The organism is Bradyrhizobium sp. BR 1433 (genome assembly GCF_051547665.1).
Classification (GTDB): domain Bacteria; phylum Pseudomonadota; class Alphaproteobacteria; order Rhizobiales; family Xanthobacteraceae; genus Bradyrhizobium; species Bradyrhizobium australafricanum.
In genome coordinates this window covers 1,657,704-1,681,819 of sequence record NZ_JBPUGG010000001.1, presented here as the reverse complement: position 1 = coordinate 1,681,819, position 24,116 = coordinate 1,657,704, and the positions used below count along the sequence as shown (strand labels likewise).

At 65.8% G+C, this 24,116-nt stretch carries 19 protein-coding genes, 2 tRNA genes and 2 pseudogenes; 19 read left to right on the top strand and 4 right to left on the bottom strand.

Features of this window, described 5'->3' with window-relative positions; genetic code table 11:
• Positions 1-138: 138 nt before the first annotated feature.
• The 6 genes from ACSKB9_RS08500 to ACSKB9_RS08475 all read left to right on the top strand — a co-directional run bounded on the left by ACSKB9_RS08500 (position 139) and on the right by ACSKB9_RS08475 (position 6,227).
• The gene (locus tag ACSKB9_RS08500) at positions 139-786 is read left to right on the top strand and encodes a TetR/AcrR family transcriptional regulator (RefSeq protein ID WP_438080112.1); all 648 of its coding nucleotides are present in this window, start codon (positions 139-141) and stop codon (positions 784-786) included.
• The gene (locus ACSKB9_RS08495) at positions 783-1,568 is read left to right on the top strand and encodes an HlyD family secretion protein (RefSeq protein ID WP_168858033.1); all 786 of its coding nucleotides are present in this window, start codon (positions 783-785) and stop codon (positions 1,566-1,568) included. The genes ACSKB9_RS08500 and ACSKB9_RS08495 overlap by 4 nt, the downstream gene beginning before the upstream one ends.
• Positions 1,565-2,524 (top strand): ABC transporter ATP-binding protein, encoded by a 960-nt coding sequence (locus ACSKB9_RS08490; RefSeq protein WP_438072521.1) that lies wholly within the window; start codon positions 1,565-1,567, stop codon positions 2,522-2,524. Before ACSKB9_RS08495 ends, ACSKB9_RS08490 begins: the two co-directional genes overlap by 4 nt.
• 31 nt (positions 2,525-2,555) lie before the next feature.
• Positions 2,556-3,719 carry an ABC transporter permease gene (locus ACSKB9_RS08485; protein ID WP_438072519.1) on the top strand — a complete coding sequence of 388 codons (1,164 nt, stop codon included), beginning with the start codon at positions 2,556-2,558 and terminating at the stop codon, positions 3,717-3,719.
• Between the two features lie 112 nt (positions 3,720-3,831).
• Positions 3,832-5,145: an adenylate/guanylate cyclase domain-containing protein gene (locus tag ACSKB9_RS08480; RefSeq protein ID WP_438072517.1), complete on the top strand. Its 1,314-nt coding sequence runs from the start codon at positions 3,832-3,834 to the stop codon at positions 5,143-5,145.
• Between the two features lie 164 nt (positions 5,146-5,309).
• A complete protein-coding gene (locus tag ACSKB9_RS08475; RefSeq protein ID WP_438072515.1) occupies positions 5,310-6,227 on the top strand; it encodes a PhzF family phenazine biosynthesis protein in 918 nt (305 codons plus the stop codon).
• Here ACSKB9_RS08475 and ACSKB9_RS08470 read toward each other — a convergent pair.
• Complete coding sequence (locus ACSKB9_RS08470; protein ID WP_438072513.1) at positions 6,224-6,685, bottom strand: DUF488 domain-containing protein; 462 nt, start codon at positions 6,683-6,685, stop codon at positions 6,224-6,226. The genes ACSKB9_RS08475 and ACSKB9_RS08470 overlap by 4 nt on opposite strands.
• A gap of 10 nt (positions 6,686-6,695) precedes the next feature.
• A complete protein-coding gene (locus ACSKB9_RS08465; RefSeq protein ID WP_438072511.1) occupies positions 6,696-7,556 on the bottom strand; it encodes a DUF72 domain-containing protein in 861 nt (286 codons plus the stop codon).
• Between the two features lie 127 nt (positions 7,557-7,683).
• Here ACSKB9_RS08465 and ACSKB9_RS08460 point away from each other — a divergent pair, with 127 nt between their 5' ends.
• The 7 genes and pseudogenes from ACSKB9_RS08460 (at position 7,684) to ACSKB9_RS08430 (ending at position 15,191) form a co-directional block, all read left to right on the top strand.
• A complete protein-coding gene (locus ACSKB9_RS08460; RefSeq protein ID WP_028339943.1) occupies positions 7,684-8,055 on the top strand; it encodes a hypothetical protein in 372 nt (123 codons plus the stop codon).
• A gap of 67 nt (positions 8,056-8,122) precedes the next feature.
• The gene (locus tag ACSKB9_RS08455; RefSeq protein WP_438072509.1) at positions 8,123-8,329 is read left to right on the top strand and encodes a hypothetical protein; all 207 of its coding nucleotides are present in this window, start codon (positions 8,123-8,125) and stop codon (positions 8,327-8,329) included.
• 249 nt (positions 8,330-8,578) lie between these two features.
• Positions 8,579-9,712 (top strand): glycosyltransferase, encoded by a 1,134-nt coding sequence (locus tag ACSKB9_RS08450; RefSeq protein WP_438072508.1) that lies wholly within the window; start codon positions 8,579-8,581, stop codon positions 9,710-9,712.
• 7 nt (positions 9,713-9,719) lie between these two features.
• Positions 9,720-11,222, top strand: a complete 1,503-nt coding sequence (locus tag ACSKB9_RS08445) for a glycosyltransferase family 39 protein (protein WP_438072506.1) — start codon at positions 9,720-9,722, stop codon at positions 11,220-11,222.
• 77 nt (positions 11,223-11,299) lie between these two features.
• Positions 11,300-11,995, top strand: a complete 696-nt coding sequence (locus ACSKB9_RS08440; protein WP_438072505.1) for a DUF899 family protein — start codon at positions 11,300-11,302, stop codon at positions 11,993-11,995.
• Positions 11,996-12,325: 330 nt separating this feature from the next.
• Positions 12,326-13,570 carry a tlde1 domain-containing protein gene (locus ACSKB9_RS08435; RefSeq protein WP_438072503.1) on the top strand — a complete coding sequence of 415 codons (1,245 nt, stop codon included), beginning with the start codon at positions 12,326-12,328 and terminating at the stop codon, positions 13,568-13,570.
• Between the two features lie 123 nt (positions 13,571-13,693).
• Positions 13,694-15,191: pseudogene (locus ACSKB9_RS08430) on the top strand (AMP nucleosidase).
• 22 nt (positions 15,192-15,213) lie between these two features.
• On the opposite strand, the gene ACSKB9_RS08425 reads toward ACSKB9_RS08430, so the two are convergent.
• Positions 15,214-15,807, bottom strand: coding sequence for a cysteine hydrolase family protein (locus ACSKB9_RS08425; protein ID WP_438072502.1), 594 nt, complete (start codon positions 15,805-15,807; stop codon positions 15,214-15,216).
• A gap of 123 nt (positions 15,808-15,930) precedes the next feature.
• On the opposite strand from ACSKB9_RS08425, the pseudogene ACSKB9_RS08420 reads away from it, so the two are divergent.
• From ACSKB9_RS08420 to ACSKB9_RS08395, 6 genes and pseudogenes are all read left to right on the top strand, one after another.
• A pseudogene (locus tag ACSKB9_RS08420) lies at positions 15,931-16,771 on the top strand (LysR family transcriptional regulator).
• A gap of 204 nt (positions 16,772-16,975) precedes the next feature.
• A tRNA-Phe gene (locus ACSKB9_RS08415) sits at positions 16,976-17,047 on the top strand.
• Between the two features lie 2 nt (positions 17,048-17,049).
• Positions 17,050-17,116, top strand: a tRNA-Ile gene (locus ACSKB9_RS08410).
• A 337-nt stretch (positions 17,117-17,453) separates the two neighbouring features.
• On the top strand, positions 17,454-18,617 hold the full coding sequence (locus tag ACSKB9_RS08405; protein WP_438072500.1) for an SPFH domain-containing protein: 1,164 nt from the start codon (positions 17,454-17,456) through the stop codon (positions 18,615-18,617).
• 225 nt (positions 18,618-18,842) lie between these two features.
• Positions 18,843-20,993 carry an adenylate/guanylate cyclase domain-containing protein gene (locus ACSKB9_RS08400; RefSeq protein ID WP_438072498.1) on the top strand — a complete coding sequence of 717 codons (2,151 nt, stop codon included), beginning with the start codon at positions 18,843-18,845 and terminating at the stop codon, positions 20,991-20,993.
• A gap of 1,508 nt (positions 20,994-22,501) precedes the next feature.
• Positions 22,502-23,281, top strand: a complete 780-nt coding sequence (locus ACSKB9_RS08395) for a Crp/Fnr family transcriptional regulator (RefSeq protein ID WP_438080111.1) — start codon at positions 22,502-22,504, stop codon at positions 23,279-23,281.
• A gap of 256 nt (positions 23,282-23,537) precedes the next feature.
• On the opposite strand, the gene ACSKB9_RS08390 is transcribed toward ACSKB9_RS08395, so the two are convergent.
• Entirely contained in the window at positions 23,538-23,753 is a 216-nt protein-coding gene (locus ACSKB9_RS08390; protein ID WP_028352345.1) for a hypothetical protein, read from the bottom strand.
• Positions 23,754-24,116 lie beyond the last annotated feature (363 nt).

The window sequence follows — 24,116 nt, the reverse complement described above, 5'->3', positions numbered from 1 at the left end:
GGCAGGCGTTTTCTCTGAACACGTTGACAATGACTGACTGGTCAGTCATAATATGGCCATGACAAAGCGCATCCAAGAAGCGAACCGCTCCGGCCTGCCAGGCGCCGGACCACCACGATCCGGGCTGCCGCGGCGAGGATCCCGAAGGTGGCCTCGGCAAAGCTGCCCGAGGCCAAGCCTGCCGCGAATCGCGCCGAGAAATCCGCGGAGCGGCGCGCTGCGATCGTCGAGGCGGCGATGGACGAGTTCATCGCGCGCGGCTTTGCCGCGACGCGGCTCGACGATGTCGCCAAGCGGGCGGGCGTCGCCAAGGGCACGCTCTATCTGTACTTCAAGGACAAGGAGTTGATGTTCGAGGAACTGATCCGCACCGCCGTCGTGCCCTTGGTCAATCGCATGGCCGCGCCGCCCACCATCACCGGCCCGGTGCGCGATGCGGTGGAGAGATTTGCCGAGACCTTCATCCGCGAGGTCGTGTCGACCCGGCGCGGCGACATCATCCGCCTGATCGTCTCCGAAGGGCCACGCTTCCCGGCGATCGCCGACTTCTATTTCCGCGAGGTGGTGTCGAAGGGGATGGCCGCGATGCAGGCGCTGATCCAGCTTGCGATCACGCGCGGCGAGATCAGGCAGCGCCAACTCGCGCAGTTTCCGCAACTCGTCGTGGCGCCCGCGATCGTCGCGGTGATCTGGCAGAGCCTGTTTGCCCGGCACGCGCCGCTCGATGCCCTCGCGATGTTCAAGGTTCATCTCGATCTGATCTTCGGCGAACGGAGCAAGCCATGACCGGCTCGCGCATGATGAAGCTCGTGACCGCAGTCGTGCTGGCGGCGGCGCTGGCCGGTTGCCAGGAGAAGCGTGATCCCGGCTTCCAGGGCTGGGTCGAGGCCGACATGATCTTCGTCAGCCCCGATGAATCCGGCCGCGTCATCAAGCTCAATGTGCGCGAAGGCGACGAGGTCAAGCCCGGCGATCTGCTCTATTCGGTCGACGACGATTTGCAGCGCGCCGATCTCAACCAGAACAATGCGACCCTCGCCAATGCGCGGCAGAGCTATGACCGCGCGGCCTCGCTGCGCGGCACCGGCGCCGGCACCCAGGCCAATCTGGATTCCGCGGTCTCGGCGCTGCGCGTCGCGGAGGCGCGGGTCAACACCTCGCAGACCCGGCTCGACCGTCGCAAGGGCTTTGCGCCGATCGCGGGCTCGATCCAGCAGATCTATTTCCGCGAGGGCGAGATGGTGCAGGCGCAGCGCCCGGTGCTGTCGATCATGCCGCCCGGCAACATGAAGCTGCGCTTCTTCGTGCCGGAGGCCGAGCTGCCGAAGCTCGCCCTCGGCGACGAGGTGAGGGTGACCTGCGACAATTGCGCCGCCGACCTCACGGCAAAGATCTACTTCATCGCCACCACCGCGGAATACACGCCGCCGGTCATTTACAGCCTCGATGAGCGCAACAAGCTGGTCTATCTGATCCAGGCGCGGCCGAGCCGGCCCGATGTGCTGCGCGTCGGTCAGCCGATCAGCATCTACCTCAATCCCAAGACGCCGGTGGCGGACCGCAGATGAACGGCGGCTCCACCAGCGCGCGGTCCAACGCACCCTCCATCGCCATCGATGTGAAGGGCCTGACCAAGTCGTTTGGCGGACGCGAGGTCGTCCATGACCTGTCGATGCAGGTCAAGCGCGGCTCGATCTACGGCTTCCTCGGTCCCAACGGCAGCGGCAAGACCACGACAATCCGCATCCTGTGCGGCCTGCTGACACCCGACAGCGGCGAGGGCACCTGCCTCGGCTACGACATCCGGCGCGATGCCGACAAGATCAAGCGCAAGGTCGGCTACATGACGCAGCGCTTCAGCCTCTACCAGGATCTGTCGGTGCGCGAGAATCTCGAATTCGTGGCGCGGCTCTACGGCATGCCGGACGCGCGCGGGGCTGCGGCCGACATGATCGCGCGGATCGGGCTGAAGGGCCGCGAGGAGCAGCTCGCCGCCAACCTTTCCGGCGGCTGGAAGCAGCGGCTGGCGCTCGGCGCCTGCACGCTGCCCAATCCGCAATTGCTGTTGCTGGACGAGCCGACCGCTGGCGTCGATCCCAAGGCGCGGCGCGATTTCTGGAACGAGATCCACGCGCTCGCCGCCGAAGGCCTCACCGTGCTTGTCTCGACCCATTACATGGACGAGGCAGAGCGCTGTCACGAGATCGCCTACATCGCCTACGGCCATCTGTTGGCCCATGGCACGGTGGACGAGGTGATCGCCGCCTCCGCGCTGTCGACCTGGACGGTAACGGGCGAGGATTTCAACGGCCTGATGGCCGAGCTCACGGACAAGCCCGGCGTCGACATGGTGGCGCCGTTCGGCACCAGCCTGCACGTCTCCGGCCGCGACAAGGCGGCGCTCGAGGCCGCGATCGCGCCCTATCGCGACAATTCGAAATGGGATTGGCAGGCCAGCGAGCCGTCGCTCGAAGACGTCTTCATCGATTTGATGGGGCGCTCCAAGGATAATTTCCAAGGATAACTTTCAAGGATAATTTCCAGGGATAATTGCGATGAGCGCAACGGAAACGATCCAGAACAGCGAGGCGAGGGAGCCGGCATTCGGCTTCTGGCGGCGCAGCTACGCGATGCTGGTCAAGGAGTTCATCCAGCTCCGCCGCGACCGCGTCTCGTTCGCCATGATCATCATGCTGCCGGTGATGCAGCTGACGTTGTTCGGCTACGCCATCAACACCACGCCGCGCAATCTTCCGACCGCGGTGCTGACCCAGGAGGACAGCGATCTCGGCCGTTCGATCCTGAAGGCGATGGAGAACACCGCCTATTTCCATTTTGTCCGCGAGGTCCACACCGTCGAGGAGTTCGACGAGCTGCTGCAATCCGGCAAGGTGCTGTTCGGCGTCGAGATCCCGCGCGGCTTCGAGCGCGCGGTGCGGCGCGGCGACAGGCCGGCGCTGCTGGTCGCGGCGGATGCCACCGACCCGGTGGCGTCGGGCTCGGCGCTCGGCGCACTCGGGCCGCTGGTGCAATCGGCGCTGGCGCATGATCTGCACGTCGGCGATCCCCCGGACATGCCGTTCGAGATCCGCGCCCACGCCCGCTACAACCCGGCGGCGGACTTGCGCCTCAATATCGTGCCCGGCCTGGTCGGAACCATCCTGACCATGACCATGCTGATCTTCACCGCGCTCTCGGTGACGCGTGAAATCGAGCGCGGCACCATGGAGAGCCTGCTGTCGATGCCGATCAAGCCGGTCGAGGTGATGTTCGGCAAGATCATTCCCTATGTGCTGGTCGGCTTCATCCAGGCCACGCTAATCATCGCCATCGGCATTTTGCTGTTCGGCGTGCCGGTCCTCGGCAGCCTGACTCTGCTGGCGCTGCTCACCACACTTTTCATCACCACCAATCTGTCGATCGGCTACACCTTCTCGACCATCGTCCAGAACCAGCTGCAGGCGATGCAGCTCTCGATGATGTTCTTCCTGCCGAGCATCCTGCTGTCCGGTTTCATGTTTCCGTTCGCGGGCATGCCGGTCTGGGCGCAATATATCGGCGAGGGGCTGCCGCTGACCCATTTCGTGCGCATCGTCCGGGCCATCATGCTGAAGGGCGCGGCGATGCAGAACCTGCAATACGACACCGCCGCATTGGTCGCCCTGATGCTGTTCGCCATGACGATCGCGGTGACGCGCTTCCGCCGCACGCTCGATTGAGGCTATGATGGATGCCATCAATGATCGTCATTCCGGGGCGATGCGAAGCATCGAACCCGGAATGACGAGATTCCGGGTTCGCTTCGCGCCCCGGAATGACGGGGTGGGAGGCATGGCGGAATCTTCGGACAAAAACGGCGCAGCGGCAGACACAACCGTATCCGCCGACTTCCATCACGCCCTGATGCGCGAGGTGATGACCACCGAGCTGCTCCGCATCAAGGTGCTGATCGCTACCGCCGCTGCCCTAGCGGCAATCAGTCTGCTGGTGTATTTCTTTGCGCCCGAGGCGGTCAGCCGCGTCTGGCACGGCAACCTCAGTCCGGTCTACGTCTTCTACGTCACCATTCCGCTGATCCTGTTCGAGTTCTGGGTGCACGGGGCGATCAGCTGGCACATGCGCAAGGGGCGCGACCTGCCGGTGGTCCGGCGCTACATCGGCGTGCTGGTCGAGACGTCGCTGCCGACCGTCGTGCTGGCGCTGCACATGAACAGCATGGGGCCGCAGGAGGCGCTCGGCTTCGTGGCGCCGCTGATCTATTTCGTCTTCATCATCCTGTCGACGCTTCGGCTCGACTTCTGGCTCTCGACCTTCACCGGCTTCGTCGCGGCGGTCGAGCTGTTCTACATGGCGGTGTTCTTCCATCCCTCGGGCGGCGGCGCGGCCGAGACCAGCATCTACTATCACGCCGCGCGGAGCTCGATCATCCTGATCTGCGGCATGCTGGCCGGCGCGGTCGGCATGCAGCTGCGCCGGCAGTTCGCGGCCAGCATCGCGGCCGCCACCGCGCGCGATCGCATCACCAATCTGTTCGGCCAGCACGTCTCGCCGCAGGTGGTCGAACGTCTGATGACGGAGGGTGCCGGCACCGGCAGCGACATCCGCCGTGTTGCGGTGATGTTCGTGGATTTCCGCAGCTTCACGGCCGGTGCGCGCACCCGCTCGCCGCAGGAGGTGGTGGACAGGCTCGACGGCGCCTTTGCCGTGCTGGTCGATATCCTCGATCGCCATGGCGGCATCGTGAACAAGTTTCTGGGCGACGGCTTTCTCGCGCTGTTCGGTGCCCCGTTTGAGACCGGCGACGCCGCGCATCAGGCGGTCGCCGCCGCGCGTGAAATGCTCGCGGCGAACGAGCGCACCAACGCGGCGACGAGCTGGCCGCTGCGCATCGGCATCGGCATCCACATCGGCGAGGTCGTCGCCGGCAACATCGGCTCGCCCCGGCGCAAGGAATACACCGTGATCGGCGACACCGTGAATTTCGCCGCGCGGCTCGAGGCGCTGAACAAGGAGCTCGACTCGCAGTTTTTGATTTCCTCCGCGGTGCGTGATGCGCTCGGCGACGACTGCAAGGACGCGGTGTCGCGCGGCGAGATCCCGGTGCGGGGCTACGAGCACCCGGTGCACGTCTGGCAGCTGGGGTAGGCGGCAACGCTCACATGATCCGAGGCAATCACGCACGTCTCTTCAAGCCGCGCGAGCTGCCTGCATGTGACTTGCCCGCGATTGTACCGAGTGCTCTGAAGGGCATCGCGCGGGCCGTGCTACGATGACGTCATCGGAATGACCAGAGCACAAGGACAAGCAGGATGCAGCGGCGCTATATCACCGTCGATGTTTTCACCGACCGCGCTTTCGGCGGCAACCCGCTCGGCGTGGTGCTCGACGCCGAAGGGCTGTCGACCGAAGCGATGCAGGCGATCGCGACCGAGTTCAACTATTCCGAGACGACCTTCGTGCTGCCGCCGCAGGACAAGGCCAACGACGCCCAAGTTCGCATCTTCACGGTGCGCTCGGAAATTCCGTTCGCCGGCCATCCCAATGTCGGCACCGCCTTCGTGCTGGCAAGCCGGGCCGCGAAGGCGCCGGCGCGCTTGAGGTTCGAGGAGAAGGCGGGCCTCGTGCCGGTCGAGATCCTGTCCGACGGCGGCAATGTGATCGGGGCCGAGCTGACCGCGCCGCAGGCGTTGCAACGGACCAACGAGGTCAGCACGACCGCCGCCGCCGCGTGCCTGTCGCTGACGGCGGCTGATGTGAAGACCGATCGGCACGCCCCGCAGGTCGTCTCGGTCGGGCTGCCGTTTCTGGTGGTCGAGATCGCCTCGCGCGAGGCGCTGAAGCGCGCCAGGCCCGACGCTGCGGCGTTCGCCAGGACGCTGGCCGAGATCGGCCGCGACGTGGTCTATTTCTACACGCGCGACGTGCCGGCGAGCGAGCAGCCGCTCGACCTGCAGGCGCGCATGTTCCATCCGGGCGCCAGCGGCCTGTCCGAGGATCCCGCCACCGGCAGCGCGACCGCGGCTTGCGCGGCGCTGCTCGCCGATATTGATCCCGCGCGCGATGGCGAATTGCGGCTGCGGATCGGGCAGGGCGTCGACATGGGCCGGCCGAGCCTGTTGCTGACGCGCGTGCGCAAGCAAGGCGGCGCGATCACTTCGGTGCATGTCGGCGGCGGCTGCGTGACGATGATGGAGGGAACGCTGAACGTGCCGGGCGAGGCAGGCTAGAGCTGCGGTGCCGCCAGGTTCTCGATCCTGACGCCGTCGCGCTCCTCGATGATCTCGGCGATCCATCGACGGTGGCAGTGCTGGTGGTCGCGCTCGTAGCAGAGGATGCAGACCGGGCCGGACTGCTTGACCAGCGCCGACAGCTCGTCGAGCTCTTCCTTGGCCTGCGCCGTCTTTAGGTGCCCCGAATAGATCTTGTGCAGCAGCGCATATTGCCCGCTGCGTGCCGCTTCCCGGCCGCTTTTCGGGGTGCCGAGACCGCGCAGATGGACGTAGCCGATGCCGCGCTCGTCGAGACCGGCGGCGAGCTGGGTCTTGGAGAAGCCGGGCCGGCGAGAGGAGGCGATGGCGCGGACGTCGACCAGCAGCTTGACGCCGGCCTGCTCGAGCTCGTCGAGCACCGCCTTCGACGGCGTCTGCTCGTAGCCGATGGTGAACAGCTTCCTGGCCTTCGCCATCGGTTCTCGCTCACTTCACCCGTTCGATCAGCTCCATCGCGCCGGCCGGCGCGCGGACCTTGCCCTCGTGGATCACATAGGCGAACACGTCGCGGGGCGCCTTCTTGGGCGCGGTTTTCTCGACCTTCGGCAGGTCGTCGGGCTCGCTGCCGCCGGCCCAGTCCTGAAACCGCTTGGCCCAGGCGTCGAGCTGCTTCGGCGGATAGCAGGTCTTCAATTCGTCATTGCCCTTCTGCAGCCGGGCATAGACGAAGTCGCTCGCGACGTCGGCGATCGCCGGATATTTGCCGTGCTCGGCGAACACCACCGGCACCTCGTGCTCGCGAATGAGGGCGACGAATTCGGGCACGCAAAAACTGTCGTGGCGGACCTCGACGACGTGGCGCAGCGCGCGGCCGTCGAGCTTGCGCGGCAGCAGCTCGAGGAATTTGCCGAAATCGGCGCCGTCGAACTTCTTGGTCGGCGCGAACTGCCAGAGCACCGGCCCGAGCCGGTCCTTCAGCTCCAGCACGCCCGAATCATAGAACCTCTTCACCGAATCGCCGGCCTCGGCGAGCACGCGGCGGTTGGTGGCGAAGCGTGGTCCCTTCAGCGAGAAGATGAAGCCGTCGGGCACTTCGCTGGCCCATTTGCGAAAGCTCTCCGGCTTCTGCGAGCCGTAATAGGTGCCGTTGATCTCGATCGAGGTCAGCTTGGAGGCGGCGTAGGACAGCTCCTTCGCTTGCGCGAGCTTCTCCGGATAGAACACCCCGCGCCACGGCTCGAAGGTCCAGCCGCCGATGCCGATATAGATGTTGCCTGCGTCGGTCTTGGTTGCCTTGGTGTCTGTCTTGGTCACCTTGGTGGGAGCTTTGGCCACGACTGCACTCATCGTGAGGGAGGGAACAGGAAGCAAGACTAATCAAAATAATCGTGATTGGCCAGTTTGCCAGATCGGCACGGCGGCGCTTATCGTCGCTGTCGCTCTTCGCTACGATGCGCCAAAATGGAGAACAACAATGCGCATGCTGGTTGCGGCCGCCCTCTTGATCATGTCCTCCGCCGCCATATCCTCCGCTGCAATGGCCGATGAGGTCGACGATGCGCACAAGCTCGCGATCACCGGCCGCGACGCCTACTGGAATTGTCTCGCCCGCGAATATCCCCGCGACAGCAACAAGGCGATGTCCGACCAGGAGTTCACCTCGCTGATCGCCAATGTCTGTCCGTCGGAGCGGCAGAACTTCCGGGTGTCGCTGATCGACTTCCTGTCGCTGCAATTTCCGAAGCAGGACGCCGACGCGAATCTGACGACCGCCAACCGTGCGATCGAGCTCGCGCAGAAGGACATCGTGACCGCCTTCACCCGGCGCAGGGCCGCGGCCAAATAGGTTCCCAAATCCTGTTGCGGCCGGCCGATTTTTGATATCAATCCGCGCAGGCGAGGGGATCATCGGCATGAGATCACAATCGACGGCAGGTTTCTTGGGCGCACTGGTCGCAGCCATCGCGCTGGCGGCGGCGTTCATCTATGGGCCGTCGCCGAGCCAGCTCCGTAACCCGACCCGGTCCGCGGCGCAGCCGCAGGCGGCTCCCGCCGCTGAGGCCGCGCCGGCAACCCCGGCGCCACGCGGCCCGGTGATCCGGGAAGTCCCCAACAACTAGCGCCTCCTGCGCCCCTTGCGGACCGCCTGGGGCCTTCCTATCTTGCTTCCAACGGCGACGTTGCAGCTTCAGGGCTCCGGCGCTGGGACGACCACGACATTGATTGGCTGCGCCGGATGTACGCGCTCCCCTTGTTCGTGGTCGTTGGCATTTTCGGGGGCGTTTTGCCCCGTTTTCCCGCTTTCCGAGCGTGCGTTTGGGTCGGCCTGCCTTGGCAGCGGGAGAGGCTGCGGCTATACGCTGGCGCTCATGAACGAAGCCATCAAGCCGAGCCCCGAAACCTCATCGCTGGCAGCAAGCTTGCCGCTGCTTTCGGTGGTCGTCCCGACCTTCAACGAACGCGACAATGTCACGGTGCTGTACCGCCGGCTCGACGCGATCCTGAAGGACGTGTCCTGGGAAGTCATCTTCGTCGACGACAATTCGCCCGACGGAACCTGGGACGTGGTGCGCGCGCTGGCGCGGAAGGATTCCCGCGTGCGCTGCATCCGCCGGATCGGCCGGCGCGGCCTGTCCGGCGCCTGCATCGAGGGCATCCTGGCCTCGAGCGCGCCCTATGCCGCGGTGATGGACGCCGACCTGCAGCATGACGAGACCCAGCTGCCGAAGATGGTGGCGCTGCTGCAGAGCGGCGAGGCCGAGCTTGTGGTCGGCAGCCGCTATATCGAGGGCTACAAGGCCGACGGCTTCAACAAGCAGCGCGCCGGCGCCAGCGCCTTCGCCACCGAGATCGCGCGCCGCGCGCTGAAGGTCGAGATCGCCGACCCCATGAGCGGCTTCTTCATGGTCCGCCGCGACCGTTTCGAGCAGCTCGCGCCGCAGCTGTCCACGCAGGGTTTCGAGATTCTGCTCGACGTCGTAGCGACGGCGGAGGGCAGGCTGCCCGCGGTCGAAATTCCCTACACCTTCGGTGCCCGCCAGCATGGCGAGAGCAAGCTCGACTCCATGGTCGCGCTCGACTTCCTCGGCCTGGTGCTGGCGAAGCTGACCAATGATCTGATCTCGCTGCGCTTCATTCTGTTCGCAGCCGTCGGCGGGCTCGGCCTGGTGGTGCACCTCACCGTGCTGTTCATCGCGCTCGAGCTGTTCAAGGCGCCATTCCCGGAGGCCCAGGCCACTGGTGCGATCGTCGCCATGACCAGCAACTTCATCCTCAACAATTTCCTGACCTATCGCGACCAGCGGCTGAAGGGCTTTGGCATCCTGCGCGGCCTGCTGCTGTTCTATCTGGTCTGCAGCGTCGGCCTGCTCGCCAATGTCGGCGTCGCGTTCTCGGTCTACGACCAGGAGCCGATCTGGTGGCTGGCGGGCGCGGCCGGCGCACTGATGGGCGTGGTGTGGAATTACGCGATGTCCGGGCTGTTCGTCTGGCGCAAGCGATGACGGTGGCATGAACGCGAACGAGGCGCGGCTGGCCCGAAACACCGCGCTTGCGGTGTGCGCGCTGGTCGTGTTGCGGCTGGCCGCCGCGGCATGGACGCCGCTGACTTTCGACGAAGCCTATTACTGGATGTGGTCGAAGTCGCTCGCCGGCGGCTATTACGACCATCCGCCGATGGTGGCGGTGGTGATCCGGCTCGGCACCATGATCGCGGGCGATACGCCGTTCGGCGTGCGGCTGGTGTCGATCCTGCTCGCACTGCCGATGAGCTGGGCGATCTACCGGGCGGCCGGCATCCTGTTCGGCGGCCGGCGCATCGCCGCGAGCGCAACGATCCTGCTCAATGTCACGCTGATGGCCGCCGTCGGCACGTTGATCGTGACGCCGGATGCGCCGCTGCTGGTCGCTGCCAGCCTGCTGCTGTATGCGCTCGCAAAGGTGCTGGAGAGCGGCCGCGGCGCCTGGTGGCTTGCGGTCGGCGCCGGCGCCGGCGCGGCGCTGCTGTCGAAATACTCGGCGCTGTTCTTTGGTCCGGCGATCCTGATCTGGCTTGCAATGGTGCCGAAGCTGCGGCGCTGGTTTCTCTCGCCTTGGCTCTATCTCGGCGGCCTGGTCGCGCTCGGCCTGTTCAGCCCGGTCGTCCGCTGGAATGCCGATCACCACTGGGTGTCCTTCATCAAGCAGATGGGCCGCGCGCGGATCGAGGATTTCCGGCCGACCTACATCGCCGAGCTGATCCCGACCCAGTTTGCGTTCGCAACGCCGTTGGTCTTCATCCTCGGCGTGATGGGCCTCTACGCGCTCTATCGGCGCCGCGCCGGCGCGCTGGAGGCGCGCGTGCTGGTCAACACGATGTTCTGGACCATCGTCGTCTACTTCACCTGGCACGCATTGCATGCCCGGGTCGAGGCCAACTGGTTCGCGCCGGTCTATCCCGCCTTTGCCGTGGCGGCCGCGGTCGCGGCAGTCCAGGTGCAGTGGGCGCCGCGCGAGCAGCGCACGATCGATTTCTGCCGCCGCTGGGCCGCGCCCGTCGGCGTCGTGCTGTTCGCGCTGCTGATCGTGCAGGCCAACACCGGTTTGCTCTCGGGCTACCGCCGCGACGCCACCGTGCGCAGCGTCGGTGTCGGCTGGCAGGAGCTTGCGGACGAGATCGAGGCGACCCGCGCGCGGACCGGCGCGAGCTGCGTGCTGGCGGCAGATTACGGCACCACGGGCTGGCTCGCCTTCTATCTCCCCAAGGGCACCTGCGTCGCCCAGCAGGGCCAGCGCATTCGCTGGGTCAACATGTCAGAGCCGAGCCCTGAGCAGCTGTCCGGCAAGCTGCTCTATGTGCACGAGGTCGAGCAGGCGATGCCGGCCTCGCTGCGCGACAATTTCGGCCGTGTCGAAACGGTGGCCGAGGCCAAACGCATGCGGGGGCCGTTGACCATCGAGACCTACGCGCTCGACCTGCTGGAAGGTGCAAAGGGCGAGATCCTCGACCGTTCCCCGCCGCCGGAACTGCAATAAATCCTCGCCGTTGAGTGTCGGATCGTCCGGGTCCGGGTCGTCTTCCAGACAGCCCGTCAACCACGCGAGGTTCCAACATGACCAGTTCCGTCCTCAAGCCCGCCGCCGAACTCGCCACGACCAATGTCAGGCGCTTTCCCAATGAAAGCGCCGAGTATCGCAGCGCCCGCCAGGAATTGCTCGTCGAAGAGATCGAGCTGCGCCGGCATATCGAGCGCGTCGCCGCGCTGCGCCGCGCATTGCCGCCGGGCGGCGAGGTGACCAAGTCCTATGAGTTCACCGGCGAGTCCGGTGCGGCATCGCTCGCCGATCTGTTCGGCAGCAAGCCGACGCTGATCGTCTACAGCTACATGTACGGCCCGCAGCGCGAGAAGCCGTGTCCGATGTGCACATCGTTCATGGGCACGTGGGAGGAGAAGCTGCCCGATATCGAGCAGCGCGTGTCATTCGTGTTCGTGGCGCGCTCGCCGATCGCACGGCTGATCGAGGCGAAGAAGGCGCGCGGCTGGACGCGTCACAGGATCTACTCGGACGCGTCGGGCGATTACACGCGCGACTTTGTCAGCAAGGATGACAGCGACCTGCCGGGCTACAATGTCTTCACGCGCCACAACGGCACGATCCGTCATTTCTGGGCCGGCGAAATGGGCGCGGGCACGATGGATCCCGGCCAAGACCCGCGCGGCGCGCCGGACATGGATCCGCTGTGGACCTTGCTCGACACCACGCCTGAAGGGCGCGGCAAGGACTGGTATCCGAAGCTCAGCTACTGAGAGATGGTTTTTGCTCGATCCCCGCGCGATTACGGGGCGATCAGCAAGGAAATTCTCCCCTGAATATATTCCGGTATGCCGCGCTGGAGCGGCATGCCGGAATGTCCCATGATGGGACAGAAAAGCCGCTTTGGCGGTCCAATGTCATCTTAAAAAAGCCCTACGCCACAGGCACTTCCCGCGCTGCAGGGGATCGCATCCGGTTAAGTCGCATTTAACTAAAAGTCGCCTTAATGGCCGTCTGTGCCCCCGCGCGACGTTGAGCCGAACATCCGTTCGACCCCGCGTCGAGTGAGGGACAAAGGTGGACCTGTTTTGAGCGCCGGGCGTATGGGTACGAGTGCGAGTGCGAGTGCGTATGTTCTTGGGGCGCCAAGCCGCAAGAAATCCTCCCGAAAAATTCTCCCACAGCATTTCCTCGGCAGCGCCGCGGTGGCGGGGCTGGTGCTTGGCTGCGCCTGGACCGTCTACGCCAACATCTTTGCGGCGAGCGTCTATCCCTCGGTGGGCAATGCGTCGTTCGATGCGCCGGTGGTGAAGCGGCCCGTCGCGGTCGCTGCGCGGCCGACGCCTGCCTTCAACGAGGTGTTCGCGTCCCTGACGCCGGCACCGGCGGCGCCCGCGAAGACCGAGGTCGCGAAGTCGGAAGCCCCGGCATCGTCGCTTATGTTTAACGATCGGTTTGCGGCCGCCTCGCCCGAGGGCGTGGCGTCCGACGTCGTGGCTGACGCCGCATCGCAGATCGACCCGATCAAGCAGGCCGCTGCGCCCAAGGTCGCCGAAGCGGCGAGGGCGGTCGCCTCCGCGGAGCTTGCCGAGACATCGAAGGCGTTGCCGGCGCCGAAGTCGGTCGAGATCGCCAAGAAGCAGGCCGCCGCCAATCTGAAGGTGGCGCTCAACGATCCCGCTGCGGACGTTCAGCCCAAGGGTGCCGATAAGGCGTCCGAGGCGAAGCCTGCCGAGGCCAAGCAGGCTGCGAAATCCGGCGGCGTTCGCGACATGGCCGCGCGCGCCAAGGCCGCGGTGATGTCGATCGCATCGAACGAGCGGCAGACCATGGTCGAAAAACTGTGGGGCAAGCGGGAGTCGAGCGGCGGACTGCTCTCCTTCGCTTCAGCCGATGCGAACGTGACCGGCAGCATCCCCTCGACGTTGGACCAGAACCCGATGCTCGGCGGCTCGCCGCCCTATGACCGTCAGACCGCGGTCTACGACATCTCAGCCAAGACCGTGTACCTGCCCGACGGCACGCGCCTCGAGGCGCATTCGGGCCTCGGCTCCAGGCTCGACGACCCCAGGTCCTCGCATCTGAAGATGGTCGGCGTGACGCCGCCGCACATTTACGAGCTCAAGCCGCGCGAGGCGCTGTTCCACGGCGTGCCGGCACTGCGGCTCAATCCGATCGGCGGCGAGGGCAAGATCTTCAACCGCGACGGCTTGCTCGCGCACACCTTCATGCTCGGTCCGAACGGCGACTCCAACGGTTGCGTCTCGTTCAAGGATTATTACGCGTTCCTCGACGCCTACCGTAACAAGGGCATCCGCCGTCTCGCGGTGCTCGCGCGGATTCAGTAGTCAGAGCGGGCAGCGGCCCACCGCTGCGGCCTGATCGACGTCTGGAACTGGATGCCATAGTCGCTATACTGCACTGATCCAGAGCAAGTCCAAGCTCGGCAACGGATCTGGTGCAACGCGAACATGTCTCCCACACCCTCCATCGAAATCCCGCCGCCGATCACGACCGAAGCGTTCGTCGATGCCGCAGCCGCCGTTGTCCGTCTCGAAGAGATCTACGAGCGCAACACCGGCTTCCTGCGCAATCGTTTCGAGGCCTATGTCAACGGCGCTGTTATCACGACGCGGGTGCGCGCGTATTACCCGTTCGTCCGCATCACGACCTCGTCGCACGCGCGGCTCGAACTCGCGGCTTGCCTATGGCTTCGTCGCAGGACCCGGCATCCACGAGACCAGCATCACGCGGCCCGATATCTTCCGGACCTATCTCACCGAGCAGATCGGGCTCCTGATCAAGAACCATGGCGTGGCGGTCGAGATCGGCGAGTCGAACGAATCTCTCCCGATCCATTTCGCCTATCGCCGCGACATCAATATCGAGGCGGCGCTGACCATCGCCGACAGTTCGGCGTTCACAAGGTCGCTGCGCGACATCTTCGATACGCCCGATCTCGCCGCGATGGACGATGCGATCGCCGACGGCACCTTTGAGCTGACGCCGGACACACCGGAGCCGCTGGCGCTGTTCCGCGCGGCGCGGGTCGATTACTCGCTGCGCCGGCTCTACCACTACACCGGCACCGACCCGGAGCACTTCCAGAATTTCGTGATCTTCACGAACTACCAGTTCTATGTCGATGCCTTCGTGCAGCTCTCCCAGCAGCGGCTTGCGTCGGGCGAGGCCGGTCTCGAGGCCTTCGTCGCGCCCGGCAATGTGATCACGCACAATGCGCGGCTCGGCAGCAGCACCACCGGGACCCCGTCCGAACGCGTCCCGCAGATGCCGGCCTTCCATCTGGTCCGGCCCGGCTATCGCGGCATCACCCTGATCAATATCGGCATCGGCCCGTCCAATGCGCGCAACATCACCGACCACGTCGCGGTGCTGCGGCCGCATGCCTGGCTGATGATCGGGCACTGTGCTGGCTTACGCAACACGCAGCGGCTCGGCGATTATGTGCTCGCCCACGGCTATGTGCGCGAGGACCACGTGCTCGACCACGAGCTGCCGCTCTGGGTGCCGATCCCGGCGCTTGCGGAGATGCAGGTCGCGCTCGAGGAAGCCGTCGGCGAGGTGACCGGGCTCACCGGGTTCGAGCTCAAGCGGCTGATGCGCACCGGCACGGTCGCCAGCGTCGACAACCGCAACTGGGAGATCAGCGGGCCGCAGGTGATCCGGCGCATGTCGCAGTCGCGCGCGGTCGCGCTCGACATGGAATCGGCGGCGATCGCCGCCAACGGCTATCGCTTCCGCGTACCCTACGGCACGCTGCTGTGCGTCTCCGACAAGCCGCTGCACGGCGAGATCAAGCTCGCAGGCATGGCCAGCGAATTCTACCGCCAGCGCGTCGGCCAGCACCTTGAGATCGGTCTCAGGGCGCTGGAGCGGCTCAAGCAGCAGGAATCCGAACGCCTGCATTCGCGCAAGCTGCGCAGCTTTGCCGAGGTCGCGTTTCAGTAGCGAACGCAGAGCGGAGCGGCCCTCAGGCGAGCGCGTTGCCGCGGGCGATGATCGCGAAGCGGTCGGACAGTTCGGCGAGCGCGACGTCGTGAATGAGCCTTGCGGCGATCGTGCCGCCGACGCCGTCGGGCAGATCGCGGGTGGCGCAGCTGTCGGCGTCGATCGTGGTGCGGAAGCCGAGATCGAGCGCGGCGCGGGCCGTCGAGCTCACGCACATATGCGTCATGAAGCCGGCCAGCACCAGCTCCTTGCGGCCGGTCGCGGCAAGCTGCGCGTTGAGGTCGGTGCCGGCGAACGCGTTCGGCAATTGCTTCTCGATCACGATCTCGCCCGGCCGCGGCCCCAGCGGCGCGACGATCGCGCCACGCTCCGCGCTGCGGTCGAACAGGCTGCCCGGCTGGCCCTTGTGCGCGATGTGGATGATCGCGGCGCCGCTTTCACGGGCGCGCGCGAGCAATGCGGTGGCGCGCGCGATCGCCGGGTTGGCGTCGGGCAGCGCCAAGGGACCGGCCAGATATTCGTTCTGGATATCGATCAGCACCAGGCAGCTGTCGCCGAGGCGGGGCGGGGTGAGGTCGATACCGGCAAGCTGCATCAATGTCTTGGCTGACGTCATGGTCTCTCTCCAGCGGATGTGTCGCCGAAAACATAGCCCGGGATCGGCCTGCTGTTATGCAGGGATATTGCAGCCAGTGGCTGCGTTATTGCAGGTGGCCGCCGTGCGATGTAGCCTGCCGCCATGAACTGGGACGATCTTCGCATCATCGCGGCCGTCAGGGACGAGGGCACTTACGCCGGCGCCAGCGCGCGGCTGCGCATCGACGAGACCACGGTCGGGCGCAGGCTGGCGCGGATCGAGCGCGCGCTCGGCCTGCGCCTGTTCGAGGCCGTCGATGGCGTCCGCAAGCCGACCCGGCAGTGCGACATGGTGCTCGCGCATATTGAGGCGATGGCCGCGCATGCCGAGGAGATCGGCCGGATCGGCGAAAGCCTGCCTGGTCTGGTCGGGCGGCTGCGCATCGCCTCCACCAGCGCGATCGCCGAGGAGGTGCTGGCGCCGCGGGCAAGTGAATTCCTGCGCGCCCATCCGGGCCTGACGCTGCAGTTTCTGACGTCGAGCGACAATGTAAAATTCTCGCGCTGGGAGGCCGATCTCGCGATCCGCTTGCGCAAGCCCGACAAGGGCGACTTTGCGATCTCGAAGCTTGCCGAGGTCAGGTCGTATTTCTTCGAGCCGGCCGCGACGACAGCGGGCGAAGCGATGCTGTGCGCCTATCCCGACGAGCTCGGAGGGATTCCGGAAATGCAGTTCCTGCGCACGAAGCGGCTTCGCGCGCGCTGCGTCACCGACAATGTCCGGATCATCCACACGCTGATTCAGTCGCATCACGCGGTCGGCGTGTTGCCGGAGCACAGCTGTGCCGACCTGCTGACCGACCGCCGTCTGCGCGCCACGCTGCTGCCGAAGCGACGCGACGTCTGGCTCCTGGTGCAGAACCATCTCAAGCGCGACGCGGCGACGCGCGTCACCATCGAACTGGCTGCGCGCCTGCTTCCAGGATGCCGCGCAGAGGGGGTGAGGTGCCCTCGCAATGACGGGAGGTGCTGCGACGCGTGGGTCACAGCACCGCCCCGTCATGAAAAAATCACACGCAGCCCTCTTGCAACCTGAACGCGCTTCGTCTATCAGCCCGCTCCTTCGCTTCGGCCATGGGTTCGGGCTCGTTGAGATCCCGACTGGCGCGTGCCGCCCTGCGGTGTCGTGTTCCGCCGAAATGAAGATCGCGAGATGAAGCTCATGGTCGAGCGTCGGGGATGAAATCCCGAAGGCATCGGTTCGAATCCGGTCTCTCACAAAGGATAGCTCAGTTGGTTAGAGCAGGTGAATGATACTCATCGTGTCGCGGGTTCGATTCCCGCTCCAAGCGCTCCGTTCAGCCTGAAAAGCTGATACCTCTGAAGGGGACCGGACGCGCGCTTCAGTCGCAGTCCGGCCGTCCTGCCGCAAGGCATTTCGTCCGAACATCGACACTGTGAGACCGGCTTTGCGCCGCGGTGGATACCGCTTGCGTTGATGCCGGGTGACTTCGCTCGGCCGCGCGACATTCGTCGCGCGAACGCGCACGTGCGCCCGACATCGCGCAAGCCTCAAGCCACGGCCCGCTTGGCGGACAGGAAGCCGCGTTCGCGTCCTCACGTCCTTTGCAAGATGAAACCCGCTCTCAGGCCCACGGGCCTGACGGCAAACGATGGAGGCGTGTCATGACGCTGAATGGGACCTGGCACTTCTTGACGACCAATTTGACGGTGAAGGATGGCGAGCGCGCGTTGCTGATGCGCGACGGCCGGCTCGAGCAGGTGCTCGCGCCCGGACGTCACCGCCTGTTCGATCCCCTGCATCAGCTCAAGGCCGAACTGTTCAGCGTCGTGCGGACCGAATTCCCCGCTGATCGCTTCGCGGTGATCAAGGCTGCGCGCCCTGATCTCGCCGACGAGCTGTTCGAGGCGGTCGAGACCCGCGCGAACGAGATCGCGATCGTCAGCCTCGACGGCCGTCCCGTGCAACTGATGACGCCCTGGCAGACGCGCGTGTACTGGAAGGTCGCGACGTCGGTCGAGGTCGAGCGCATCGACGTCACCAGCGATCCCAGGGTCACGGCACGCCATCTCGCGATGATCCAGCCCAACCGGGCCGGCGTCATCACCGAGGCGGTGGTCGAGAACCACGAGGCCGGTCTGCTCACGGTCGAGGGCAAGCTGATCGAGCGGCTCGCGCCCGGCCGGCACGCGTTCTGGATCGCGGGCCGCAAGATCGAGGTCAAGCGCCTCGATTTGCGTCCCCAGGCGGTCGAGATCACGGCGCAGGAGATGCTGACCAGGGATCGCATCGCGCTGCGCGTGACGCTGACCGCGTTCCGCCGGATCGTCGATCCCGAGCGGGTCGTGGCAACGGTGCCCGACGTGGATGCGTGGCTGTACCGCCTGGTGCAGTTCGCGATCCGCGAGGCGGTGGCCGGCCGCACGCTGGACGAGGTGCTGTCTGCGAAGACGGCGCTCGATACGGAGCTTCGCGACTTCGTCCGCGATCGTGTCGCGGACAGCGGCGTCGAGGTTACCGAGCTCGGCGTGAAGGACGTGATCCTGCCCGGCGAGATCCGCGAGCTGGTCAACAAGGTGGTGGAGGCGGAGCGGGTGGCGAAGGCCAACCTGATCCGCCGCCAGGAGGAGACCGCGGCGACGCGTTCGCTCCTGAACACCGCCAGGCTGATGGAGGAGAACCCTCTGCTGCTGCGGCTCAAGGAGCTGGAGTCGCTCGAGCGTCTGGTCGAGAAGGTCGGCCGCATCGACCTGCATGCGGGCGAGGGCCAGGGCCTCGATGCGCTGCTGACCAAGCTGGTGCGTCTCAAGGCGCCCGAGAGCGCGTAAGACAGGAAGGGCCGCCCACGGGCGGCCCTTCGATTTCTTCGCCGGGACGGACCGCCGGCACTCGTACGAATGTTAGCGTGCAGACGGCTGTAACGGGGCACCGCCACGACACAATTCGCATGTCCTGTTCCACGCCGCAAAACAAAGGTGCCACTCCGGTCAGATTGCGATAACGTTCATGCACCGTGGTCCATTCGGCCAGCCGTCAACCCGTCGGTGAAGCCAGTGCAGCAGATTGCGGAATGGCTCGAGAAGCTGGGACTTGGGCAATACGCGCTGCGTTTTGCCGAGAACGGGATCGACCTCGGCGTTCTTCCCGAGTTGACGGATGAAGACTTCGACAGGCTCGGTGTCCTGCTCGGCCATCGCCGCAAGATGCTGCGCGCGATCGCCGATCTCGATCAAGCCGAACTGATCGCCGCGCCGGTTTCACCGCACGATGCCGAGCGCCGCCACCTCACCGTGATGTTCTGCGACCTGGTCGGCTCGACGGCCTTGTCGGCACGTCTCGATCCCGAGGACATGTGGGAGGTGATCCGCGCCTATCGCGCAGCCTGTGCGCAGGTGATCACGACATATGACGGCGCCGTCGCCAGATTTATCGGCGACGGGATCCTTGCCTATTTCGGCTATCCCCGCGCCCACGAGGATGATGCGGAGCGCGCGGTGCGCGCCGGCCTCGATGTCATCGCTGCAATCGGCAAGCTCGAGACCCGCGCGGAAGGGGGCGTTGCGGTACGGATCGCGATCGCGAGCGGGCTCGTCGTGGTCGGCGACCTCGTCTCCGGCGGCGCGTCGGAGGAGCAGGCGCTGGTCGGCGATGCGCCGAACATCGCCGCGCGGCTGCAGAGCCTGGCGGAGCCGGGCGTGGTCGTCGTGGCGGCCTCGACCCGGCGGCTGCTCGGCAACCTGTTCACGCTGCGCAACCTCGGCCGCCGCGAGGTCAAGGGCATCTCCGAGCCGATCGCGGTGTGGGCCGTCGAAGGCGAGCCGGCATCGGAAAGCCGCTTCGAGGCGGTGCGCACCGCGCGCTCGATCGGCTTCGTCGGCCGCAAGGCGGAGATCGAATTTGTGCTGTCGCGCCAGCAGCTGGCGTGGCAGGGCCAGGGCCAGGCGGTGCTGATATCGGGCGAAGCGGGTATCGGCAAATCGCGGATCGTGGCGATGCTCTCCGACAGCCTGGCGCCCGGAACACACCGCCGTGTGCGGTATCAATGTTCGCCCTATCACACCAACAGCGCGCTGCACCCCTTTGTCGCCCAGCTCGAGCGTGCCGCCGGCATCAGGTCGGAAGATGCGCCGGAGCAGAAGCTGGACAAGCTCGAAGCCATGCTGGCGCTCGGCACGCAGCATGTGCCCACCGTGACACCGCTGATCGCAGCGCTGCTGTCGATCCCGACCGGCGACCGCTATCCGCCGCTCGGCCTCAGCCCGGCGCAGCAGCGGCGGCAGACATTCGCAGCGCTGCTCGACCAGCTCGAGGGCCTCGCCCGGCAGCAGCCGGTGCTTGTCGTCTGCGAAGACGTGCATTGGGCCGATGCCACGTCGCTCGAGCTGCTCGACCTCGCGGTCGACCGGATCAGGGGGCTGCCGATCCTGATGCTCATGACGTTCAGGCCCGAGTTCGAGCCGCCGTGGGCAGGGCTCGCCAATGTCAGCCTGCTGCGGCTCGATCGGCTCGACCGGCAGGATACGCGCGCGCTGATCGAGCAGGTGACCGTCGGTCGCTTGCTGCCCGGCGAGATGATGGCGCAGATCATCGAGCGGACGGACGGTGTCCCGCTGTTCGTCGAGGAGCTGACCAAGATGGTCATGGAGTCGGGGCTGCTGGTCGAGAAGGCCGGGCGCTATCGCCTTGACAATCCGCTGCCGCCGCTGGCGATCCCGGCGACGCTGCAGGAACTCGCTGATGGCACGGCTCGACCGGCTGGCGCCGGTCAAGGAGGTGGCGCAGATCGGCGCCGCGATCGGCCGCGAGTTCTCATATGCGCTGCTGCGCAGCGTGGCCGGGCGCGACGATCTGACGCTTGCCGCGGCGCTTGCCCAGCTCGAAGAGGCCGAGCTGCTGCTGCGCCGGGGCGTGCCGCCGGACGCAAGCTACAGCTTCAAGCACGCGTTGGTCCAGGAAGCGGCTTACGAGAGCTTGCTCAAGAGCCGCCGGCAATTGCTTCACAAGCATATCGGCGATGTGTTGCGCGACAAGTTTGCCGAGATGGCCGAGATCGAGCCGGAAGTCGTCGCCTACCATTTCACCGAGGCAGGGCTCGGCGAGACCGCGCTGGCGTGGTGGCGCAAGGCCGGTCAGCAGGCGCTGAAGCGCTCGGCCTATTGCGAGGCGATCGCGCATCTCGGCAAGGCGGTCGCCATCGCCGATGAACTGCCCGACGAGCCGGATCGGATGATCGGCCGGCTCCATCTGCAAATCGCCTACGGCCGCGCGCTGCGGGGCAGTCTCGGGCACAGCGCCCCCGAGACCGTCGCCGCCTGGACCCGCGCCCGGCAGTTCGCCTCCGATATCGATGATCCGATCGAACTGGCGCCGATCCAGTCGGGCCTCTTCAACGCCTGCTTGACCCACGGCGAGCTCGCGCCGATGCGAGAGTTGGCGGAGGCGATCATGGGTGCAGCGGAGCGGCATCCGCAGTCGCCGGTGGCGACCATCGTCGCGCGCTGGGCCAGCGGGGTGACCTCCTGGTTCGCGGGCGAGTACGTGAACGCGGGCATCCATCTCGAGCAGGCCTTCGCGGCCTATGCGGCCGAGCCGGATCCGGCAACCTTCAAGGCGTCGACGCTCGACTTGCCGTTCGTCATCATGAGATTTCTCGCCCTGGTGCTTTGGCCGCGCGGCGAGGTCGATCGGGCCCGGCAGCTCGCGGGCGCGGCAGTGGACGTCGCGGGGAAGCAGCGCGCGCTCGCGCGCGCCAATGCGCTGGTTCACAAGGCCGTCTTCGACGGGCTGTGCGGCAGCAGGTTGCGCCAGACCGACACGATCCTGGCCCTGGGCCTGGCGCGGGACCACACGATGCCGTTGTATGTCGCAGCCGGCACCTACCTCAATGGTCTGGAGAAGTGGCGTGCCGGCGACCGCGCCGCAGGTCTCGCGGAGATGCAACGTGGCTGGTCGTTGCTTCACGAGAACGACTGCTACCTCTGTGAACCGTTCTGGGGATTGCAGATCGCCGTGGCGAATGCGGAGGCCGGGCATGTCGATGCCGGGCTCGACATCATCAATGAGTTGATCGAGGCGACGGAGCAGTCCGGGCAGCACTGGCTGGATGCCGAGCTGTACCGCGTGCAGGGTGAGCTGCTGTCGCGTCGTCACAGCCCCGACATGTCCGGCGCGGAGGATGCCTTCCACCGTGCCCTCGAGATTGCTCGAAGGCAGCAGACTAGGACGTTCGAGCTGCGCAGCGCGCTGGGACTTGCACGTCTTTACAGCCGCAGCGGCCGGGCAGAGGAGATATCCCAATTGCTGGCGCCGGTGCTCGCCGGTTTCGATCCGGCGCTCGATCTTGCCGAGATCAAGGACGCGCAGGAACTGCTCACGCAGGCGCATCGGTGGCCGGACCGCCACTCGCGCGCGTCTTGACGGGTGCCGCAGCGAGCGGTCACACCGCGTCCGCCACCTTCCTGCGCCCGCGCAGATGGTGAAAGAGCAGGCTCGGATATCGCGCGCGGCGCGAGCGATACGAAACTGGAACTGTTGGGTTCCCGAAGTTCTACGGTGCGACAATGCGCATTTTGCTATTGCGTCCGCTGGCGCATTTGCATCTAACTTTAAGGACGCCGCCGCGGAGAATTCCGCCTAGCGGTCAAGCGTTTGGAATATGTTTTTGATCCCGTGTTCGAGTGAGTATGCTGTGCGACCCTTGACGTTCCCGCAGGTGAGCAATTCCGGTGGAACTTGTAATCGCCTTCTCGCGACATTGTCGCCGGCGGATCTGGACCTCCTGAGACCCGAACTTGAGACCGTTGCGCTCGAACAGGATGCAGTCCTGGCGCGCGCCGGTGACGAGATCGACTACGTCTTCTTTCCTCACAGCGGCGCGATCCTGTTGATGATCGACATGGCGGATGGGCAGGCGGTCGCGACCGGCGTGGTCGGATGCGAAGGGGTCGTGGGCAGTCTTTCGGTTCTCGGGGCCTCGCCGTCAGGCATTACCGCCGTCGTTCGTGCGGCTGGTACCGCCTCGCGGGTCCCGGCGGCGCGCTTTCATGCCGCTTTCGGCCGCAGTCCGGGGATTCGGCAGGCAATCCAGAAGCACGTCAGATCGATGCTGATCCAGTTTCAGCTCGGCTCCGCCTGCAATGCGCTCCACCCGGTCGAGGCGCGGATGGCGCGCTGGCTGCTTCAGCTTCGCGACCGCGTCGACAGCGACGTCCTCCCGCTGACCCAGCAAGCGCTGTCGCAAATTCTCGGCGTACGACGAACAACGGTGACCTTGCTGATGGGCAATCTGCGCAAGCGCGGTGCGATCAGGTCGGATCAACGAGGCCAGATCGAGATCGACCGGGCGCGGCTATTGGCGGCGGCGTGCGAATGCCATCGCGTCATGCGTCTCGAGGCCGAGGAGATTTTCTCGGGTAGCAAGGTTCGCACGCGAGGAATGGCACCGGCTAACGATCCGCGCATCCCGGAAATCGAGGCCGACGACGCCGTGTAAGCGCGTTCCCTGCTGCGATCGGCTTCCTGGCCGCCGATCAAGCTCCCGCGTGGGGGAGGATACCCTTTCGAGCTCCGCAATCTCGCGCAGCACCTTTGCGGTCTCGCGCAACTCATTGCGCTTCGGACCGGGCTTCAGCCGTCGTGCTTCATCGAGAAAGTCCTTGGCCTGCAGCAGCCAGGCAGACGTTTCCGTCGTGATCTGCACCTGCGCCATGGTGTCCCTCCATCGCGGTCGTCAAAAGTGGTGGCCATTTTCAGGCCGGTGAACCGCCGCCGCGGCGCCGCCGCACGCGGATGCTCGGCTCATCGACCCAGGCGTCCCGCGCAAACCAGGCGTGATCTGCGCGGCAAAATGGACAGGGCGTGCGCGAGAAGAACACGGTACTGCGTCGAAAGCTCTCGCGATCGGTTTTGATTCCGGTGGAAATCGCGTGTCCGGTTTGCGGACATCTGACCATCACCATGCCCATGAGCGCCTCCCTCCCATATTGCCTTTTGCTTTTTGCCTTTTGCCTTGCAGGATAGTCCGGCCGGTTGGATTTGCCCCAGATCGGTGCGCGGGGTAGTTGGGGGGCATCGCGCACCTGCGGCGGTTGACGGAGCATCGGGCAGTGGGGGCTGCATGCTCTCGTCACTGGGCTTCTTCCAACCGGCCAGGTCCCTCCTTGAACGAATCCTCGATGTGACTTCAACGCCGCTTCTTCAGGCGGCTCGGCTGAAAACCTTTTCGCTTTCGCTCACCGCACTGCCTCCCTCGCAAGTGAACGCATTCTCCGCAACGCTTGCTCGCGTCACGGGAGCTGACGCTCCGTGCTCAATTCAGATTGTTGGAG

Coding starts and splice junctions, on each gene's coding strand:
- ACSKB9_RS08445 (WP_438072506.1), top strand. CDS start 9,720: ATGAACGCGAACGAGGCGCGGCTGGCCCGAAACACCGCGCTTGCGGTG.
- ACSKB9_RS08405 (WP_438072500.1), top strand. CDS start 17,454: ATGACGCTGAATGGGACCTGGCACTTCTTGACGACCAATTTGACGGTG.
- ACSKB9_RS08450 (WP_438072508.1), top strand. CDS start 8,579: ATGAACGAAGCCATCAAGCCGAGCCCCGAAACCTCATCGCTGGCAGCA.
- ACSKB9_RS08390 (WP_028352345.1), bottom strand. CDS start 23,753: ATGGGCATGGTGATGGTCAGATGTCCGCAAACCGGACACGCGATTTCC.
- ACSKB9_RS08485 (WP_438072519.1), top strand. CDS start 2,556: ATGAGCGCAACGGAAACGATCCAGAACAGCGAGGCGAGGGAGCCGGCA.
- ACSKB9_RS08455 (WP_438072509.1), top strand. CDS start 8,123: ATGAGATCACAATCGACGGCAGGTTTCTTGGGCGCACTGGTCGCAGCC.
- ACSKB9_RS08435 (WP_438072503.1), top strand. CDS start 12,326: ATGGGTACGAGTGCGAGTGCGAGTGCGTATGTTCTTGGGGCGCCAAGC.
- ACSKB9_RS08480 (WP_438072517.1), top strand. CDS start 3,832: ATGGCGGAATCTTCGGACAAAAACGGCGCAGCGGCAGACACAACCGTA.
- ACSKB9_RS08460 (WP_028339943.1), top strand. CDS start 7,684: ATGCGCATGCTGGTTGCGGCCGCCCTCTTGATCATGTCCTCCGCCGCC.
- ACSKB9_RS08470 (WP_438072513.1), bottom strand. CDS start 6,685: ATGGCGAAGGCCAGGAAGCTGTTCACCATCGGCTACGAGCAGACGCCG.
- ACSKB9_RS08440 (WP_438072505.1), top strand. CDS start 11,300: ATGACCAGTTCCGTCCTCAAGCCCGCCGCCGAACTCGCCACGACCAAT.
- ACSKB9_RS08425 (WP_438072502.1), bottom strand. CDS start 15,807: ATGACGTCAGCCAAGACATTGATGCAGCTTGCCGGTATCGACCTCACC.
- ACSKB9_RS08495 (WP_168858033.1), top strand. CDS start 783: ATGACCGGCTCGCGCATGATGAAGCTCGTGACCGCAGTCGTGCTGGCG.
- ACSKB9_RS08465 (WP_438072511.1), bottom strand. CDS start 7,556: ATGAGTGCAGTCGTGGCCAAAGCTCCCACCAAGGTGACCAAGACAGAC.
- ACSKB9_RS08490 (WP_438072521.1), top strand. CDS start 1,565: ATGAACGGCGGCTCCACCAGCGCGCGGTCCAACGCACCCTCCATCGCC.
- ACSKB9_RS08475 (WP_438072515.1), top strand. CDS start 5,310: ATGCAGCGGCGCTATATCACCGTCGATGTTTTCACCGACCGCGCTTTC.